The sequence below is a fragment of the Candidatus Igneacidithiobacillus taiwanensis genome, from assembly GCF_031962545.1.
Taxonomy (GTDB): domain Bacteria; phylum Pseudomonadota; class Gammaproteobacteria; order Acidithiobacillales; family Acidithiobacillaceae; genus Igneacidithiobacillus; species Igneacidithiobacillus taiwanensis.
Map to the genome: position 1 here is coordinate 1 of NZ_JAVRKK010000019.1, position 17622 is coordinate 17622.

A 17622-nucleotide genomic window follows, 5' to 3' on the forward strand; every position below is an offset into this window, starting at 1 on the left:
GCTACCCGGTAAAACCCCCGGATCCGGTACCCGACATGTTGAACCTGCATGGCACTCCTCCCTCGCCAAAGAAGTGCCAAAGGTTTGTGAACTTATGCACCGCGGCGCGATGGCGGGCTTGCCCTGCTGCGTCGAGGGCTTTTTGCTATGATGGCCGCTAGTCAGCTGGCATGCTGCGGCCTGAGTCTTGCTAATTCTGCGGTGGACAAACAGCTTTTTTCCTGGGGGCGGCATAAAAATGCGAAACGATGCAAAGGGTTGGCCGGCAATTGTGGGGGAGCGACGGAAGTCCCTGGGGTACGGTCTGCTGGTCTGTCTGGCGCTACTGTGGACGATTTCGGGCAGCGTTTGGGCGAGTCAGTTTCTCCCTGCTGATCAGGCCTTTTCCTTTTCTGCGCAAAATGTGGGCGAGGGTAAGCTCGCCCTGCAATGGAAGGTGGCGCCGGGATATCACCTGTATCGCTCCATGGTGCATGTGGAGTTGGCGCCAAGCAATGTGCACATGGGGAAACTCGACTTGCCTCCAGGAAAATTGCTCGATGACCCGGCCTTTGGCAAGGTACAGGTGCTCGAGGGGGATAATCGCGTCCTTCTTCCCTACACCATTCAGGGTGCGGCTCCCAAAGAAATCGCCGTTACCAGCACCTTTCAGGGCTGTGCCAACGCTGGGGTTTGCTACCCGCGGCAGCAAAAGACCGTCGAGGTTTCTCTAACCCCAGAGCCTTTGGTTGATCGTGCGCCGGTAGCAACGAATGCCCTCGCTCTAGCAGCGAGCGTGGCGGCGCCGGCACCCGAAAGTAACGCCGCAAATTTAGCAAAAGGCTTGCAGGACCGTTTTGCCTGGACCCTGCTGTTGTTTTTTGTTTCGGGCTTGGGGCTTGCCTTTACCCCTTGCGTGTTTCCAATGATCCCCATCCTTTCGGGGATCATCGTCGGCCAGAAGGAGCGCCCGAGTCGCCGTCGTGCCTTTGGTCTCTCCCTTGCCTATGTCCTGGGTATGGCGCTTACTTATACCATTGCCGGCATCGCCGCGGCGCTCACCGGCGCCTATCTGCAAGCGTTTTTTCAAAGTCCCTGGGTACTCGGCGCCTTTGCTTTGATCTTTGTGCTCTTGGCGCTGTCGATGTTCGGTTTTTACGAGCTACAGATGCCGAGCGCCGTACAGACTCGCCTGTCGCGGGTTGGTAAGGGCGGACATCTACTCAGTAGCTTTGTGCTGGGAATTCTTTCGGCCCTGATCGTTGGCCCTTGTGTGGCAGCGCCCTTGGCAGGCGGGCTGCTCTTTGTTTCGCAAACTGGAAACGTCTTTTTGGGTGGCTTGGCACTCTTTGCTCTGAGTATGGGTATGGGGATGCCGCTGTTGCTGGTTGGCACTTCGGCGGGACATCTGCTGCCCAAGGCAGGGCCATGGATGGAGGCGATCAAGGCCGTCTTTGGCGTCTTGATGCTCGGCGTGGCGATTTGGTTTTTGAGCCGGGTACTGCCAGGTCCGATGAGCCTGTTGCTGTGGGCCTTGCTGGCGATCTTTTCCGGTGTCTACCTGCGCGCTCTCGAGCCCGCAACAGCAGGCTGGGGATTATTTCGCAAGGCCCTGGGAGTAACCCTGGTCGCCTATGGCTTGGTGATGGGAATCGGGGCCCTGCAGGGGCAGTCGGATCCGCTGCATCCCTTGCCAAGCGCGCAGTACTCGACGGCTCAGCCGGCAAGTGCCGAGGAACTCGCCTTTACGCGGGTGGACAACCCCGCCGCCCTCCAGGCCGCTCTCAGGGCCGCCCAGGGAAAGCCGGTGCTCATCGATTACTGGGCGCAGTGGTGTGTAGAGTGCACGCGGATGGACCAGATCACCTTCCGTGACCCGGCAGTGCGCAAGGCCCTTGCCGGCTATGATCTGATCCGGGTCGATGTGACTGCGAGCGGGGCTGCCAGCCAAGCCTTGCTGGCACGCTATCATCTCGCCGGCCCACCGGCCTTCATTCGCGTAAACGCAAATGGTCGGACGGCGGCGGTGCAAGAAGGTTACTTGGGCCCGGAGGCCTTTCTGCGCTGGTTGCGCGGTGGTGCTTAGGCCTGTTGCCTAGTGACCGTGTCCGCGCTGCAGCGGACCGCCGCGCAGCACATAGAGGGTGCCGCAGTAGGGGCAACGTGCCTCGCCGGTCTCTTCGATTTTGAGGAAGACTCGCGGATGCCCGTTCCACACCCCGCCCGCCGGGCGCGGGCAGGCAAGGGGAAGCTCCTTAGGGTCGATCTCGACGAAGCTCTGGGCACAGCAATGGATGGTGGGGGCGTCAGTCGACATAGTGCAGCCACTCCGGGTGGTCGTCGCGCCGGCCAGCAACGGTGTCGAAATAGCGTTGTTGCAGCGCCTCGGTGATGGGGCCGCGGCGGCCGTTGCCAATCTTGCGGTCATCGATCTCGCGGATGGGAGTTACCTCTGCCGCCGTGCCGGTAAAGAAGGCCTCGTCGGCAATGTAGAATTCGTCGCGGGTGAGCTGTTTTTCGACGATGGGAATACCGGCATCACGGGCAAAGCGCAGGATGGTGTCGCGGGTGATGCCTTCGAGGGCGCTGGTGAGGGTCGGGGTATAGAGGATACCGTCGCGGACCATGAAGATGTTTTCTCCAGAACCCTCGGCAACATAGCCCTCGCGATCGAGCAACAGGGCTTCGTCGTAGCCGGCATGGTGGGCTTCTCGATGCGCCAGCATGGAGTTCATGTAATTGCCGCTCGCCTTGGCTTTGCAGAGATGAATGTTCACATGGTGCCGGCTGAAGGAACTGATTTTGACACGAATGCCGCGCTCCAGGGCTTCCTGCCCCAAGTAACTGCCCCAGGGCCAGGCGGCGATGAGGGCATGGACCTTGAGCCCGCGTGCCGACAAGCCCATGCCCTCGGCGCCATAGAAAAAGAGCGGCCGGATATAGGCAGATTCGAGGCCATTGGCGCGGATGACCTCTTTGGTGGCGGCGTTGATTTCTTCCGGGGTGAAGGGCGCGTCCATTTGCAGGATTTTGGCACTGTTGAAGAGGCGCTTGGTGTGTTCGGGCAGACGGAAGATGGCCGCACCGCGATCAGTGGCATAGGCGCGTTCGCCCTCAAAGCAGCCAAGACCGTAGTGCAGACTGTGGGTGAGACCGTGCACCGTCGCCTCGCGCCAGGGCACCATCTGACCATCGAACCAAATGAATCCATCACGATCTGCCATCGACATCACTCACTCCTCAGTGGGCCCCAGGCCCAGTCGTAAAGTCCATTGCCGCACCTGCCCGGCGAGATCCTGCAGAGCGGCGAATTGTGCATGGCCGCGCTCGAGCAATGGGGGCTCGAGACGCAGCCAGCAGCGGTTTTCTGCTTCGCGCAGGGCACGCCAAGCCGTGAGCAGACTGCTCACCGCGCCCTCTTCCCAAAGGCCGAGGGTAGCGATGGCCTGCAAGGCCGAACGGGTGCCAGGATAATGCAGCAGCGCGGAATTGTCGGCAGAAAGAGAGAGAATAGCAAACTGCACGAGAAATTCGATATCCACCAAGCCGCCAGGGCTCAGTTTGAGATGAAAGGCATTGCAGGGGATGGGTTTTTCTCGGGCGATACGCTGGCGCATGGCACCAATTTCGGCGGCAAGGGTAATGGGATCGCGGCGTTGGGAGAGTATCTCCTCGCGTAGCGCGACAAAGCGCTGCCCGAGTTTGGGGTCGCCGGCAATGAAACGGGCGCGGGTGAGGGCTTGGTGTTCCCAGGTCCAAGCCGACTCGCGCTGATATTTGCTAAAGGCCGAGAGGGAGCTGACCAGAGGGCCGGATTGTCCGCTCGGACGCAGGCGCAGATCGATTTCGTAGAGATTGCCGGCGCGGGTAAGGACGCTGAGAATGTGGATGAGCTTTTGCCCGAGGCGGGCAAACCAAGCGCCCGCCGTTAGCGGAATCCGCCCGCTGCTCTCCTGGTCCGGCGGCAGATCGTACAAAAAGACGAGATCGAGGTCCGAGGCCAGCCCCATCTCCATACCGCCCAATTTTCCGTAGGCGATGATGGCAAAGGGGAGCTCTGGATAACCCGGCAGAGGCCCGTGCTGCTGGAGCATCGCCTCGACCGCCCAGGGCAAAGCACGTTGCAAACAAAAGCTCGCGAGTTCGCTCAGGTCCGTCAGCAGGCTATCGATCTCTTTACGTTCCGCCCAAAAATCGCTGGCCAGCAGCAGGGTCTCGGTATTCTTGAAGCGACGCAATAGGTCCATGCGTTCTTCCAAATCGCGCCCCTGGTCCTCCGATGTACTGAAGAGCTGCGGCCAATCTCGCGCTGCCGAGGAGCGTTGGCAGAGAACGTCTTCGAGCAGGGTGGGAAAGCGGGTAAGCTCCTGGGCCAGCCAAGGGCTGGCAAGGAGTTCTTCCAGGCGCCCCAGCCAATGGGGATTTTCGGCAAGGAGGGCGAGATATTGCGGTTGCCCGAGTAGGGCATCGAGGAGGCCGAGCTGACGATGCAGGAGAATGGCTGGCGCGCCGGATTGGGTAAGGCGGCGCAAGACGGCGGGTAGGAGGGCATCCAGTCGAGCCTGCCCGCGCTGGGAGAGCTGCAAGACCCGGCGGCTGCGGGCGAAGCGTCGGAGTTCCTGCCATGCCGTCGATTCCGGGTCGGCGGCCAGCAACTGCTGCCAAGCCTCGGGGGCGGCGTCGTCGAGGGCATGGCGGGCCGCCAGCCAAACCAGATTGGCGATGTCTTCTTCGTCGCCCTCGGGCTGGGCAGGGAGGATGGCAAGGTACAAGGCATGGACCGCTGCTCGTCCGCTCGCAATCCTCTCTTGCAAAATGGCCGGCGTCTCTCCACCCAGGGCGCAGCTCAGGCGCATCCAGCCCAGGGGATCGCTGGGGAGGGTCTGGGTCTGGCGATCGTCAATCATCTGCAGGGCATGCTCTACCCGCCGCCAGAAACGGTAGTTTTGCCGCAGAGTCGTTATGGCGTCTTCTTGCAGCAATCCCGCCGCGGCAATTTGTTCCAGGGCTTGCAGGGTATTACGTTGGCGCAGCTGCGGTAGACGACCGCCGTGGATCAATTGTAACGACTGCACAATGAATTCGATCTCGCGGATGCCGCCGAAGCCCTTTTTGATGTCTTGGCTGGCGCGGCCCTGTTCGGCGTCCATCAGCGCCTTGACGCGGCGCAGACCGGCAAGGGCGGTAAAATCGAGATAGCGTCGGTAGAGAAAGGGCTGTAGACGCGCGAGGACGGCGCTGCCGAAGGCGAGATCACCGGCCACTGCGCGCGCCTTGAGCAGGGCGTAGCGCTCCCAACTGCGGCCGTGTCGATGGTAATACTGCTCTAGGGCATCGCCGGTAACGCAGAGGGGGCCGGCATCGCCAAAGGGGCGTAGGCGCATGTCGACACGAAAAATAAATCCTTCCGGCCGATTTTCGGCGAGGGCGCGGATCAGCCACTGGCCAAGGCGCTGAAAATAGGTAGCGTTGTCGAGGGGAAGGGGGCCATCGCTCTCGCCGGTCGCCCCGTAAAGAAAGAGCAAATCGATGTCCGAGGAGAGATTGAGCTCTACGCCGCCAAGCTTACCCATGCCGATGACGGCAAAAGGCACCGGCTGGCCTAGCTCGTCGCGGGCTACGCCGTGCCGCTGTGCCATGCGGCGAGCGCCATAGTCGAGGGCCCATTGCAGCGTCTCCTCGGCAAGACGGCTGAGGGCGCTGAGGGTGCCGTCGAGGGCCTCGGGTCCAGAAAGGTCATGCCAAAGAATCTGCAGCATGCGCTGCTGCCGATAGCGGCGCAGGTCCGCGAGGAATTCCTCCTCGGACGTCTCCTTGCCGGGAGGCGAGGCAGCCAAACCAGCAAGCAGCAGGCCCAAATACTCCGGGTGTTGCGTCAGTTGCTGCCGGGCATAGAGGCTCGCAAAGAGCAAACGCCGCAGGCGCGCTTCCTGCTCCGAGCTCTTGGGTAGCGTATCCGCGGCTTCGCCGGCACTCTCTCGCAGACTTTGGATAGCCTCAGCGACCCGCTCCCACTCCGCTGGCCAGCGTTCGGGTAATTCCTGCAGGCAAGGAGGATTAGGGGGTGAAAGGCTCATGTTCATCATACCGTAACATTTCTGTGATAGGGTCGCAGAAATTCAGGTGGACTGCCACCGTATGAAAGGGACGCAATCCTATGCCGTTTTCTCGTAATTTTCTCGCGTATTCGGTACTTGCTGCCTTTGGCTCGCTGGCTGCAATACCTGTCGTTTTCGCCTCGCCAGTAGTGCCGGTTTATGACAATGCTGGCGGGATTGCGGCTGCGCCAGTGATCCCGGCGCGTGACAACCGTGACTTGCTGGCACCGGTGACAGTGAATGCCGCCAATCGCGACTGGGTTACCCACGTACTGCCCACCGGGCGGATCGTGTCGCCGGTAGGAACGGTCAACGGCACTCCCAACTTGGCTACCAACGTCATTCCGTTGGCGAAGAACACACTGGCAGTGCTTGCCAATGGTGCCACGGCGGCGCAGACCGTCACCCTCTACAACGCGCATAGCCTGCAGCCCGTGGCGCAAGTGGCGGCTTATAAGAAAGAGCCGGAAGAGAAGGGCGAGGCATCGGTCAAGGACTCTACCCCGATTGGTCACCAGAGCTTTTATCAGGGCATTACTCCAGGCCCCAACGACACCTTCTTTACCGCGGGCGGCGCCACCAACGATGTGGTGCAATTCCGCTACCACGACGGCAAGGTGGAAGTGTTGCGCCGCTACCCTCTGGCGTGGCAGCCTTTCCCCAAGGACCAATATCCCTATTACTACCAAGGCGAGCATCGCGCTAACGAGCCGCGTCTTTTTTATCCGGATGCCGTTGTTCTTGGGCCGCAGCAGCGGCATCTCTTTGTAACGGGGATGCTCAGCAACAGCATTGCCCGCATCGATCTCCAGACCGGCAAGACCGAATATCTGAATGTTGGCCCCTATCCCTTCGCTCTTACCCTGGCGGATGGTGGTAAGCGCCTGGTGGTCAGCCTCTGGGGGGCGGATGCCGTCGCGGTGCTGGATCCCGAATCCTTTCGGCTGCTAGGGACGGTAGCCGTGGGCCCGCAGACCGGCCCGGATCATTATGCTGCTGGCGTCCATCCCACCGCCCTGGTCGCCGCGCCGCAAGGCCCGGACGTGTACGTCGCCCTCGCCAATGTCGACCAAGTGGCGGAGGTAGACAGCCGCAGTCTGCAGCTCAAGGGGGTGCTCAACGACAGCCCCTACCCCGACGCCCCGCCCGGATCCTATCCCAATGCCCTCGCCATCGCCCAAGGCAAGCTCTTTGTCGCCAATGCCGGTAATAACGATGTCGCCGTCTACGACCTCGCCAGCGGCAAGGCCTTGGGCCTGATCCCCACCGGTTGGTACCCCACCGGCATGACGGCTACCCAAGATGCCCTCTATGTGGTGGCTGCCAAGGGCCTGGGTACCGGCCCCAATGTGCAGCACCAATGGGTGGGGACGATGATGGACGGTCTGCTACAGAAGATTCCCCTTGCTGAGCTCGATACCAAGCTCCCCCAGTGGACCGCTGCCGCCCTGCACAATGACGGCTTCAGCCCCCAGCAACAAGCTGCGCGCCAAGCGGAGGATGCCAAGACCACCGCTTTCTTGCGCAAGCATATCCGCTATGTGGTCTTCATTTTGCGCGAGAACAAGACCTTCGACGAAGACTTGGGCGACTACCAGCCTGCCGGGGTTTGGGCCGATCCCAAGCTCGATCTCTATGGCCCGAAGGAGCTGCCCAATCTCTATGCCCTGGCGAGTCGGTATAGTCTCTTTGTGAACTTCATGGCCGATGGCGAGGTCACCGCCCAGGGGCACCAGTGGACGACGGCGGCCTCGGATTCCGATTTCGTACAGCGCACCTGGCCCATGTACTACTCGGGACGGGGGCTGGTGGGTAATCCCGGCTGGACGCAACCCCTCATTCCCGTCGGTGAGCCGGGTAAGCCCGATTTTCATCCCAGTTCCGATGACCCGTATGCCATCTACAAGAACCTTTTGGCGCTGGGCAAATGGAGTAATCCTTGGATCAGCTACCCGCAGCGTCTCTTTTTGTTCAACGACCTGCTGGAGCACCACGTTTCCTTTGAGGATTTTGGCGAGTTCGTGTCGCGTTCCCAGGCGGGCAATATCTCGCCAGCCATGCAGAAGCATTTGGCCACGGACTTTCCGGGCTGGGACCGGATGCTTTTGGATACCCAGCGCGAGCAACTTGCCGAGAACTGGCTCAAGGCGCACCCTGGCGCCAAATTTCCGCGGTTCATCTATATCTGGCTGCCGGACGATCACACCGCAGGACGTACACCCTGCTACTACACCCCCGATTACTACGTCGCCAACAACGACTACGCCACGGCCAAGTTCATTCATTACCTCTCGACCACGCCAGAATGGAAGCACATGGTGGTCTTTCTCACTGAGGACGATGCCCAGTCTGGGGCCGATCATATCAACGCCCATCGCACTTTTGCCTTGGCCATGGGGCCGTGGGTAAAGCGGGGTTTTCTCGAGACCAATCTCTACTCACAGGTAAACATCCTGAAGACCACGGAAGCGATTTTTGGCCTACCGCCGATGTCACAATGGGACCAAAATGCCAGTGTTTTCAGCGGCATTTGGACCGATCACCCGGATTTTGCACCTACTCCCCAGCCTACCCCCATCCAGGTACCCCTCGCTTTCAACCCGGGACAGTGTACCGACAGCAAACTCCTACGCCGCGAGGCGGGTATGGCGGGGCACTCCCTGAGCGGCGCCTGGTTCCGACGTCATCAGGATAGCCTCGGCAGCCAGCTCCCGCCGCCGGCCAAGGACGTTAGCTACAGTCCCACCACCCTGCTTAAGGTGCCGGGGCCGGAGCAGATGAAGCAGGAGTGGATCGCCAGCAAGGGCGAGAAATCCTATGAGCGGGTCATGGCCTATCTGCAGCAGATGGCAGCGGCGCACCATGCGCCCTTGGCAGCCTATCAGGCGGGGGAGGACGAGTAGCTCGCCCAGGGCCTCCGCCGTCCTAGCGGCGCAGGCCATGCTCGGCGAGATCGACGGCTAGCCGTCCGCCATCTTCGGCAACCTCACCGGCGTCTCGCGCTGCTTTACCCCAACCACCGAAGCTGGCGCCGGGCGTCTTGAATGATATGGACGATGGGTTGCACTCCGGCATCGGGTTCTACGTAGAGCATGACTGAGCCTGGTTGCGAGGAATGGGTCAGTTGGTCGATTGCAGCATACGATAGAGCTCGTCTTTGTGAGCGAGACGCTGCTTTTTCAGTGCCTCCAGAGAGCTGCTGCCCGAGGCCGCATCGTTGCGCTCGATATGTTCGATCTCGGCGCTAAGGGCATCAAACTCGGCCAAGAGCTTGGCAAAATGCGCGTTGCTGGACTGGAGGGCATGAATACGTTCCGCCAATTCTGGGAATTCGACGGTCAAATCTTGATGTTCGGTGTGCATGCTGGGGGCCCCTGCTGTGGTGAATGACGCACTTTGAGGGTAGCAGAGCTTTTCACCTTCTGCAGCCAGAACAACAAGGGAATGAAAAAGGCCCCCGGGTTTCCGTCCCGAGGGCCATGACGGCGGCAGGGGTTATTTAAACGGCGACCCAGTCGCCGGCGCCGCGCCGCTCCAGCAGCGAGCCGTCGGCACGGATCTGCAGCAGACTCAGCCAACGGTTGTCGACGAGTTGCCGCAGGGCCGGAGCCTCGGCGATGATGCGGTCCATCGCCTCGATGGGCGCCTCGACCAAGGCCGAGAGGCGCAGCGGCTCATGCTGCAAACCACTGGCGCTGTCGCGCAATGACTGTTCCGACAGCCCCACCCGCAAATCACCGCCGTTGCCTTCCAATACCCCTAGGGTACCGCCCACAACGTTGTGCAAGACCTTGTTGCCGCAGCCTTGGCGCTGGTTGTCCACCGTCGAGGCGTAGTACTGCAAGTTGATCCAGTTCGCTACCACCAAGGGCGCGGTGAGGATGAGCTTGAGTACGGCAAAATCCGGGTCTTTGGTCGCGTCGTAATCGTGCAGAAAGGCGCGGCCAGCGAGGTTGCGCCCACGGGTACGCCAACGCGGCGCCGCAATGAAGGCGGCATTGCCGGCCAAGGCCCACTCCGGCCGTACCTGAGACCAATCCCGTCCGCGTTGCAGCAGATTCTGCGCCACGGCAACTGGGTCGCGTAGCTCCGGCTCCAGGCGTAGAACCCGTTCCAAGCGGGTGCGGTTGGCTGCCTCGCGCAGGGCCTCCTGCAGTTCCTGCACCAGTCCTGGGTCGAGGCGAGGATCGTCGAGGCCAGCGAGGATCTCCACGGCATCGGTGGTGGTGTCGTGCAGGGCCGGCAAAAAGACCACGCTGGAATCGATCTCCCAGCCTTGGGCGCGCAACCCCTCGCGTACCGCCGGATCGTTGAGTAAATCCGCCGCGGCTCGGGCATTTACCTCGCCCGTCTGGCCGGCGCAGGCGCCGCAATCGAGGCCCGCACGGTGCGGGTTATTGGTGGTCGAACTGCCGTGCCCCACCAATAGCACCAGTTTTGCCATGCCGCGATTGAGGCCAAGCCCGGTCAGGATCGACGCCGCCATCTGTAGCCGCTGCTCCATGCCGAGGGAGGCGGGCAAGACGCAGTGCAACTGGGCGCGCTCGGCGGCAGCCAGCCCTGCCGCATCCGGCGGCGGGGAGGGAAGGTGCCAGCCAAGACTATCCGCCAGCAGTTTGCCCACGTAGCTCAAGCCAGCGGTTTCGACAAAGGAAAAGCAAGACGCGGCCGAGAGCTTGAAGTGCTTCCACTCGGCGCCGCGTCGCAGGCGGCGGAAGCGACGTTCCACGATCTCCTTTGGCCCGGTTTCTTCCACATGCACTTGGGGGCGCAGCAAGACCGGCGCTTGGGGGCGAGCGACGCGGTCACCCTGACGCTGGTATTCGAGCAGCACCCCAAAGAAGCCCGCAAATCCTATGGTTTCGCAATCGCCAAACACACTCTCCAAATGGCGCCGATAGACCTCGGAGCGGACGTCGATACAAAACGCCGCCTGCACCCGTGGCGTGCCCTTGGCCTGGCTGCGGCGCGAGGGTTGCCGCCGCAGACTGGCAGCAAGCTGCCGCCGGTATGCGATCTCGCTGGCGCGCAAGAGGACCTCGCCGCGGCGGGCGTCTTCTTGCTCGGCGCGCTTGTCGTCGAATACCCATCCGCGGACTTGGCGCCGCCAGGAGTCGAGCACCGCCGCTTTCGCATGCTGTCGCAGCAAAGCCTCCCAGACCATGCGGATGCTGAGCAGATCGAGGAGATCCCCTTGGCTTTTGCCCTCGAGCTCGGCCTGCCAAAGCAGGTACCGACACCAGCTTGCCCAGCCACCGATGGACTTGAGCAGGACCAAGAGATAGGCCTCTACCGCTGCCTCCGGTAGCTCCAGGGTCGCCAGCGCCCAGCGCCGTGCTGCGGTGGCATCCCCTGACAGGGCGAGGAGTTGCCGACGCAGGGGCCGCAACCCCATGGGGCCGAGACTGCGATCGTGCAGGGTGTACTGGCGCCAAGCCGCAAAGAGTCCCTGGCTGGGGTCTTTGGGCAGGGACCAAAGGGCCTGACCCCGATCGTAGTAGGCCGCCAAAAAGTGGCTGATCTGCTCGAGCACATACTGCGAGATAGAGGCGTGCCCCTGCCGATTCATGAGCTCCGGCAAGAGGGGCAAGCGCATGGGCGACTCGGCTTCGGTCTGCAGATAGGCCTGCCAGTCTTCTTCGTCACCGCCGAGGCCCAGGTCCTCGGCAGCACGCACGATGTCTGCCAAAGACAGCTTACCGCTACTCACCTGTTCGGCGTACCAACGCCGATCCATGATCACCCGCTCGCCCACGGTGCCTTGCAAGTATGCTGCAAGCTCGGCAAAGGAGCGGTCGGCAAAGCCCCAGTAGGGGTTGACGGCGACATAGCTATCCAAGGGCCAGAGCGGCGCGATACGGCGTGCAACCTGCTCGCAAAGGGTCGTGGCTTGGATTTCGATCGTCATTGCACACCTCCAGAATTATCCAGAACTTCCCGGTTACGGGCGATGGACTCCAAGGACTCCACCGCAAGGTTTTTACGCGGTAACTCCACTCCCACTTTCTCCGCCCAAAAGCGGTGCGAAAACTGTTCGACCCAAAAGTCCACATACAATCCATTGTAGAGATGGGTGTAGAGGGCGAGCTGCAGACGCTGGGGTAGCAGGGCGCGGCCCGGTCCTTGCAACCAGCTCAAGAGCAAGAAGCTGGCGGCAATGGCGTACACAAAAACTTGCTGACCCAAACTCGTATCCTCCAAAGGTGCGGCGAGATCGCGACCAAAGAGCCACACGAAGAGGCTGTGCAGCAGGAGATAGATCCCGCCCATGAGTGCTGCGATCCCCAGGGCACCCAAGCGATCACTCCAGTTGTCAAAGCCCAAGCCTTTCACCAAGAGCTGCGCCAAGGCGATCGCGACGATGGCGATCAAGGCAAACCAGACCGGGTCGGCCAGGGGGTTTTCGCCGAGCGCCCAAGCTCCACCGCCAGCGATGACTACTCCAAGCAGCACCGCGACACTCCAGGTTCCCATACTCGGAATCTTCTTCCCGCCCGCCGGTACTTGGCGCAACTGATCGGTGATGCTGCCCGACGAGAGAAAGGCATGCGCCTTATACAGGGAGTGCCCCAAAAGGTGCAGGAGGGCCAAGGGAAAAAGACCTAACCCCAACTCCAAGGACATGAAGCCCAACTGTGCCGCCGTCGACCACGCGAGGACCGACTTGATGGCGGTTTGGGTGGTCATGACCAGGGAGGCAATGAGCACCGTGAGTAGTCCCACCGCACCCAAAAAGAGCAAGGCATCGGGCACACGCACCAACAGCGGGCTACAACGCAGGGCGACGATGGCGCCGCTGTAGACCACACCGGCGTGCATCAAGGCCGAGACCGGGGTGGGTGCTTCCATCACCTGAATCAACCAACCCTGAAAGGGAAAGAGCGCACTTTTCAGGATCACCGCCGCCACGATCAACCACGCGGCGATCTGCAGGCCCATGGGGAGGTTCGCGTTTTGCTCCGCCACACTACGCAAGTCCGTAAATTGCAGGCTACCCGTTGTTTGCCCCACCAGGACCGTCGCCCCAAGCAAGCACAGATCGGCACTGCGGCTGAAGATGGACTTCTTGTGCGCGGCCATGATCGCCTTCGGGCGCTCGCTGTAGAACTTCAGCAACTGGTGCAAGCTGAAGCCGGTAGCGATGATCCCCAAAGTGAAGAGGCCCAGATTGCCAGCAACGACAACGATGAGGAAGAAGCCCGCCGTAAAGGCCAAGAGCCGCGAGAAGCGCGCCTGCTGCGGATCGCCATCCAGGTACTGCACGCTGTATTGCGCGATCATGACGATAACGAATGACACCAAAGTTGCCAGCGCCAAGGTCAGGCCATTGACCGCAATCGACAAGGGCAGGGCAAAGTGCAAACCGGGCAAGGGAATTTCGGCCAAGACCCAGTCGGCTTGCGCGCCCAGAAAATAGGCCAAATCGGCAACCAGCGCCGCTGCCAGCGCAAAGAGGGCGGCCCAGCGCACGCGATGGCGAGCGCTGAGGGCAGAATGGCGGGTGGACTGCACCCGCGGTACGGCGGTCAGCAGGAGCCCCACAGGCATGAGGGCCAAGGCGGCTGCGCTGAGCCAAGGGATGGTAAGGTTGGTGTACATCGCTGCCTCCTTCGTAAGAAACCGAGGGAGACGATAGGGGAGTATCTACATTTATTCAAATTGGAATTTTGTATTTTGTATATTTATTTTTATAAATTGCTCTTCATTGTAGATGTTTTGCCAGACCCGGCCAGAGCTCCACAAGTCTCTTGGTGATGAAATCCTCTTGCGACACGCAAAACTCCAGAAAGCGTTCGGCAGTGAGGGATAAGGTCTTGCCCCGCGGATAGACCAAGTACCATTTACGCAAAATGGGAAAGCCCTCCACCTCGAGGATCTGGATGGGACCGCCAATACCCTCCAAGGCCAGGGAATGGACCGAGAGGATGGAGATACCCAAGCCACTGGCCACGGCATGTTTGATCGCCTCGTTGCTGCTCAGCTCCATGGCGATCCGCGGCTTGAGCCCCTGCTCCGAAAAGAGACGCAGATAGGCATTACGGGTACCCGAACCCGGCTCGCGAATGAGAAACGGCGCTTGCGCAATGGCGGCGAGGGGTAGGGGCGGGTCGCCGCGTAGCAGGGGATGATCGCGCGGCGCCATCACCGCCAAGGGGTTGAGGGCAAAGGGGATGGCCTCGACATCCACTTCGGTCTCCGGGACTTGGCCCATGATATAGAGATCGTCTTCATGATTCTGGATGCGTTGGATGATCTCGTCGCGATTTCGCACTTGCATGGCAAAATGAATGCCCGGATATTGCTCCCCGAAGGCCGCCAATAGTTCCGGTGCGATGTATTTGGCCGTCGTCACCACCCCCAGGCGCAGGGTTCCCCGCCGAATACCTCGGCGCTCGGCAATCCGGCTATCGAAATTTTCCAGGCTTTGAAAGATCTCCTCGCAAGCCGCGTACAGGTCCTCCCCGGCTCCCGTCGGCCGGATGCCGCGCCCCACCTGCTCCAAGAGGGGCATGCCCACGGTCTCGCTCAGCTTTTTGATCTGCAACGATACTGTCGGCTGCGCCAAAAAGAGGGCGTCTGCCGCCTTGCTGAAGCTTCCCAGGCGCACCACAGTGGCAAAGATCTGCAGCTGGCGAAAGCTCAAATGGCGAATCAAAGAAGATACGGCGGGTTCGGTCATAGCCTGCAAGCTCGTCGGACGGACGCTACCATTGTCGTCCGCGCCAAGCCTGCTCGGCAACCACTGGCAACTGCGGCCATTGTCAGAAATTCCTCGCCTTGCTATCCTAGTAAACTGATTTGCCGGGATGGCGGAATTGGTAGACGCGCCGGACTCAAAATCCGGTGGTGGTGACACCGTGTCGGTTCGACTCCGACTCTCGGTACCAAATTGAGGTTCGTGGGTAATCGCAAGCGTTCGTGGATGTCCACGAACGCTTTTTCTTTGAGGGCTTGGCGCGGCCTGGTGTGCGCGCATTCCTGGGCCCTTGTCGGTGCCCTCATCGATATCCCTGACGTGATTGCAGGAAAACCGCTACGCCCGAGCAAGGACAAAGGCTTTTGCGGAGCTGCACGGTTTGCCGATATAGTTTTCAATCGATCACAGCCCGACAACGCAATGTTTCCTTTTCGGCAGGAGACCTGACGATGGAAGGATATCCATGGAATCGGTAAGAAGTTCGCGAGAACAAAGCTCATGGCTATAAATAACAGCATCGCACACGCTGCAAAAAATCCTGATGGCTCATGGCGAGAACCGCATGATCTATTCGAGCATTTGAGTAGTGTTGGCGCTCTCGCAGCAGTATTTGCGGAGCAATTTGGCAGTGATTGGGCGCGGTTGGCTGGACGCTGGCATGATCTTGGCAAATATCGTCCGCGCTTTCAGCACTACATCCGTCAGGCTAGCGGTTTTGAGGCAGATGCGCATATAAAGGGTGAAGTGAGCAGAAGGGCTCCGCATTCAACAGCGGGGGCCATGTTGGCGACGGATCGCTTCGGTAACACCGGGCGCGTCTTGGCATACATTATTGCTGGACATCACGCCGGGTTGGCAGATTGGTTTGGCGATTTGGATCAGCGCCTTGCCAGTACAGAAAGCCGCGCCGAGTTGGCAGAGTCTCTGGAGTCGAATCCGCCTGCGGAGTTACTCGTTTCGGGAAATTTCAAGCCCGACCTGCGCGCCGTTCCAGGCGGCAAAGACGGCTTCGCGCTCTGGGTGCGTATGTTGTTTTCAGCCCTGGTCGATGCAGATTTTCTGGATACCGAGCGCTATATGGACCCAGATAAATATGCACTTCGTAATCAATGGCCAGCACTGTCTGAACTCGCTACGCAGTTTGACACCCACATGGCCCGACTTGTCGCTAGCGCAGCGCCCACAGCCGTCAATGAGGTCCGTGCCGAAATACTCCGTCAATGCCGCGAAAAGGCCGCGTTGTCTCCCGGCTTATTCTCCCTTACGGTTCCTACCGGAGGCGGCAAAACGCTTTCGGGCATGGCGTTTGCGCTCGAGCACGCGCGCCTTCATGGCAAACGCCGCGTCATCCATGTTATCCCTTACACCAGCATCATCGAGCAGACGGCTGACACTTTCCGCAGTATTTTTGGCGAGGCGGTAATCGAACATCACAGCAATGCCGAGTCTGATCCCGAGCAGGAAAACTACGCCTCGCGCTTGGCTTGTGAAAACTGGGACGCGCCCATCATCGTCACCACCAATGTGCAGTTTTTCGAGTCGCTGTTTGCCGCGCGCACTTCGCGCTGCCGCAAACTGCACAATTTGGTGGATAGTGTCGTTATCCTCGACGAAGCGCAATTGCTGCCACCGGAGTTCCTGCAACCGATGCTCGACATGCTTCGGCTGCTTACGCGGCACTACGGTGTGACCGTCGTTTTGTCTACTGCCACCCAACCTGCTTTGAGTACACGGGAATACTTCGACCCAAGCAAAAATCTGCGTGGTCTGGAAGATGTGCGGGAGCTCATGGATGATCCCGATGCGCTCTACGCCGCATTGGAGCGTGTCCGCGTGCGGTTACCTCTCGACTGGCACACCCGTACCGATTGGTCGACGCTTGCGGGAGACATTGCTAAACACGAGTCGGTGCTCGTTATCGTCAACACTCGTAAGGACGCTCATGAGTTGTGGAGGCAGATGCAGGAGTATGACCCTGGCACGTTCCATTTGTCAGCCCTGATGTGTGGTGCGCATCGTTCGCAGGTCATTGCTGATATCAAGATGCGTTTACAGGCAAGTATCCCCACGCGCGTAGTGAGTACGCAATTGGTCGAAGCGGGTGTGGACGTGGATTTTCCTGTGGTCTATCGCGCTCTGGCCGGGTTGGATTCTATTGCCCAGGCGGCAGGCCGTTGCAATCGAGAGGGGCGGTTGGCCGAAAAAGGCGAGGTGATCGTTTTCGTACCTCCCAAGCCTGCTCCGCCGGGATTGCTGCGTCGTGGTGAGGACGCCTGTCGCAATGTCCTATATGAAGTCACCGGACAACCGCTGGCGCGAGAACACTTCGCCCGCTATTTTCAGCATCTGTACCATGCTTGCGAACTCGACAAAATGCGCATTTGCGACGAGCTATTCATGGCTGGAGACAGTTTGGATGGGCGAGAGCTGGCCGTTAATTTTCGTAGTGCTGCTGAAAAATTCCGCCTCATTGAAGACGAGGACAGCGTCCCTATTATTGTGCGTTATCGCGGCAGTGACGGGCAGGATGACAGCATCGATAACTGGCTGACCAAACTGCGTAAAGAAGGTCCGCAGCGTTGGCTTATGCGCAAATTGCAGCGTTATACCGTCAATCTGCATCGATCGCGAGCTACGCAACTGCTTGCGCAAGGAGATATTGAAGAAATCATGCCGGGGCTCTTCGTGCAATTGAGCGACTGGCTTTACGACGCCCAGATTGGATTGCTACCCGAGGGTAAACCAATGCGAGCAGACCAGCTCATCACCTGACACCAGCTTGTTGCCGTTTGCTCCTCGGTACCGAGCGGTCTAAGATGACCAGCGATAGTGGTCATGTGGAGTGGG

At 60.3% G+C, this 17622-nt stretch carries 11 protein-coding genes and 1 tRNA gene; 4 read left to right on the forward strand and 8 right to left on the reverse strand.

Annotated elements, in window-relative coordinates:
* Positions 1 to 238 precede the first annotated feature (238 nt).
* A complete protein-coding gene (gene dsbD / locus RTI30_RS04565; RefSeq protein WP_312274695.1) occupies positions 239 to 2065 on the forward strand; it encodes a protein-disulfide reductase DsbD in 1827 nt (608 codons plus the stop codon).
* Positions 2066 to 2074: 9 nt separating this feature from the next.
* On the opposite strand, the gene RTI30_RS04570 is transcribed toward dsbD, so the two are convergent.
* Genes RTI30_RS04570 through glnE form a run of 3 tightly spaced genes read right to left on the reverse strand, consistent with a single transcriptional unit; the run spans position 2075 to position 6065 of the window.
* On the reverse strand, positions 2075 to 2296 hold the full coding sequence (locus RTI30_RS04570) for a zinc-finger domain-containing protein (RefSeq protein ID WP_312262744.1): 222 nt from the start codon (positions 2294 to 2296) through the stop codon (positions 2075 to 2077).
* Positions 2286 to 3209 (reverse strand): branched-chain amino acid transaminase, encoded by a 924-nt coding sequence (locus RTI30_RS04575; RefSeq protein ID WP_312262743.1) that lies wholly within the window; start codon positions 3207 to 3209, stop codon positions 2286 to 2288. Before RTI30_RS04575 ends, RTI30_RS04570 begins: the two co-directional genes overlap by 11 nt.
* Positions 3210 to 3212: 3 nt before the next feature.
* A complete protein-coding gene (glnE, locus tag RTI30_RS04580; RefSeq protein ID WP_312283383.1) occupies positions 3213 to 6065 on the reverse strand; it encodes a bifunctional [glutamate--ammonia ligase]-adenylyl-L-tyrosine phosphorylase/[glutamate--ammonia-ligase] adenylyltransferase in 2853 nt (950 codons plus the stop codon).
* Positions 6066 to 6136: 71 nt separating this feature from the next.
* Between glnE and RTI30_RS04585 the strand changes: the two genes are divergently transcribed.
* Positions 6137 to 8980 carry an alkaline phosphatase family protein gene (locus RTI30_RS04585; RefSeq protein WP_312262741.1) on the forward strand — a complete coding sequence of 948 codons (2844 nt, stop codon included), beginning with the start codon at positions 6137 to 6139 and terminating at the stop codon, positions 8978 to 8980.
* A gap of 22 nt (positions 8981 to 9002) precedes the next feature.
* On the opposite strand, the gene RTI30_RS04590 is transcribed toward RTI30_RS04585, so the two are convergent.
* The 5 genes from RTI30_RS04590 to RTI30_RS04610 form a co-directional block, all read right to left on the reverse strand.
* Positions 9003 to 9152, reverse strand: a complete 150-nt coding sequence (locus tag RTI30_RS04590) for a hypothetical protein (RefSeq protein ID WP_312283384.1) — start codon at positions 9150 to 9152, stop codon at positions 9003 to 9005.
* A 45-nt stretch (positions 9153 to 9197) separates the two neighbouring features.
* Positions 9198 to 9440 (reverse strand): DUF465 domain-containing protein, encoded by a 243-nt coding sequence (locus RTI30_RS04595; RefSeq protein ID WP_312262740.1) that lies wholly within the window; start codon positions 9438 to 9440, stop codon positions 9198 to 9200.
* Between the two features lie 136 nt (positions 9441 to 9576).
* Positions 9577 to 11985 carry a DUF2309 domain-containing protein gene (locus RTI30_RS04600; protein ID WP_312262739.1) on the reverse strand — a complete coding sequence of 803 codons (2409 nt, stop codon included), beginning with the start codon at positions 11983 to 11985 and terminating at the stop codon, positions 9577 to 9579.
* On the reverse strand, positions 11982 to 13676 hold the full coding sequence (locus RTI30_RS04605; RefSeq protein ID WP_312262738.1) for a proton-conducting transporter membrane subunit: 1695 nt from the start codon (positions 13674 to 13676) through the stop codon (positions 11982 to 11984). Before RTI30_RS04605 ends, RTI30_RS04600 begins: the two co-directional genes overlap by 4 nt.
* A 103-nt stretch (positions 13677 to 13779) precedes the next feature.
* Complete coding sequence (locus tag RTI30_RS04610; RefSeq protein ID WP_312262737.1) at positions 13780 to 14757, reverse strand: LysR family transcriptional regulator; 978 nt, start codon at positions 14755 to 14757, stop codon at positions 13780 to 13782.
* A 121-nt stretch (positions 14758 to 14878) separates the two neighbouring features.
* Between RTI30_RS04610 and RTI30_RS04615 the strand changes: the two genes are divergently transcribed.
* A tRNA-Leu gene (locus RTI30_RS04615) sits at positions 14879 to 14965 on the forward strand.
* A gap of 389 nt (positions 14966 to 15354) precedes the next feature.
* On the forward strand, positions 15355 to 17547 hold the full coding sequence (gene cas3, locus RTI30_RS04620; RefSeq protein WP_312262736.1) for a CRISPR-associated helicase Cas3': 2193 nt from the start codon (positions 15355 to 15357) through the stop codon (positions 17545 to 17547).
* Positions 17548 to 17622: the final 75 nt, after the last annotated feature.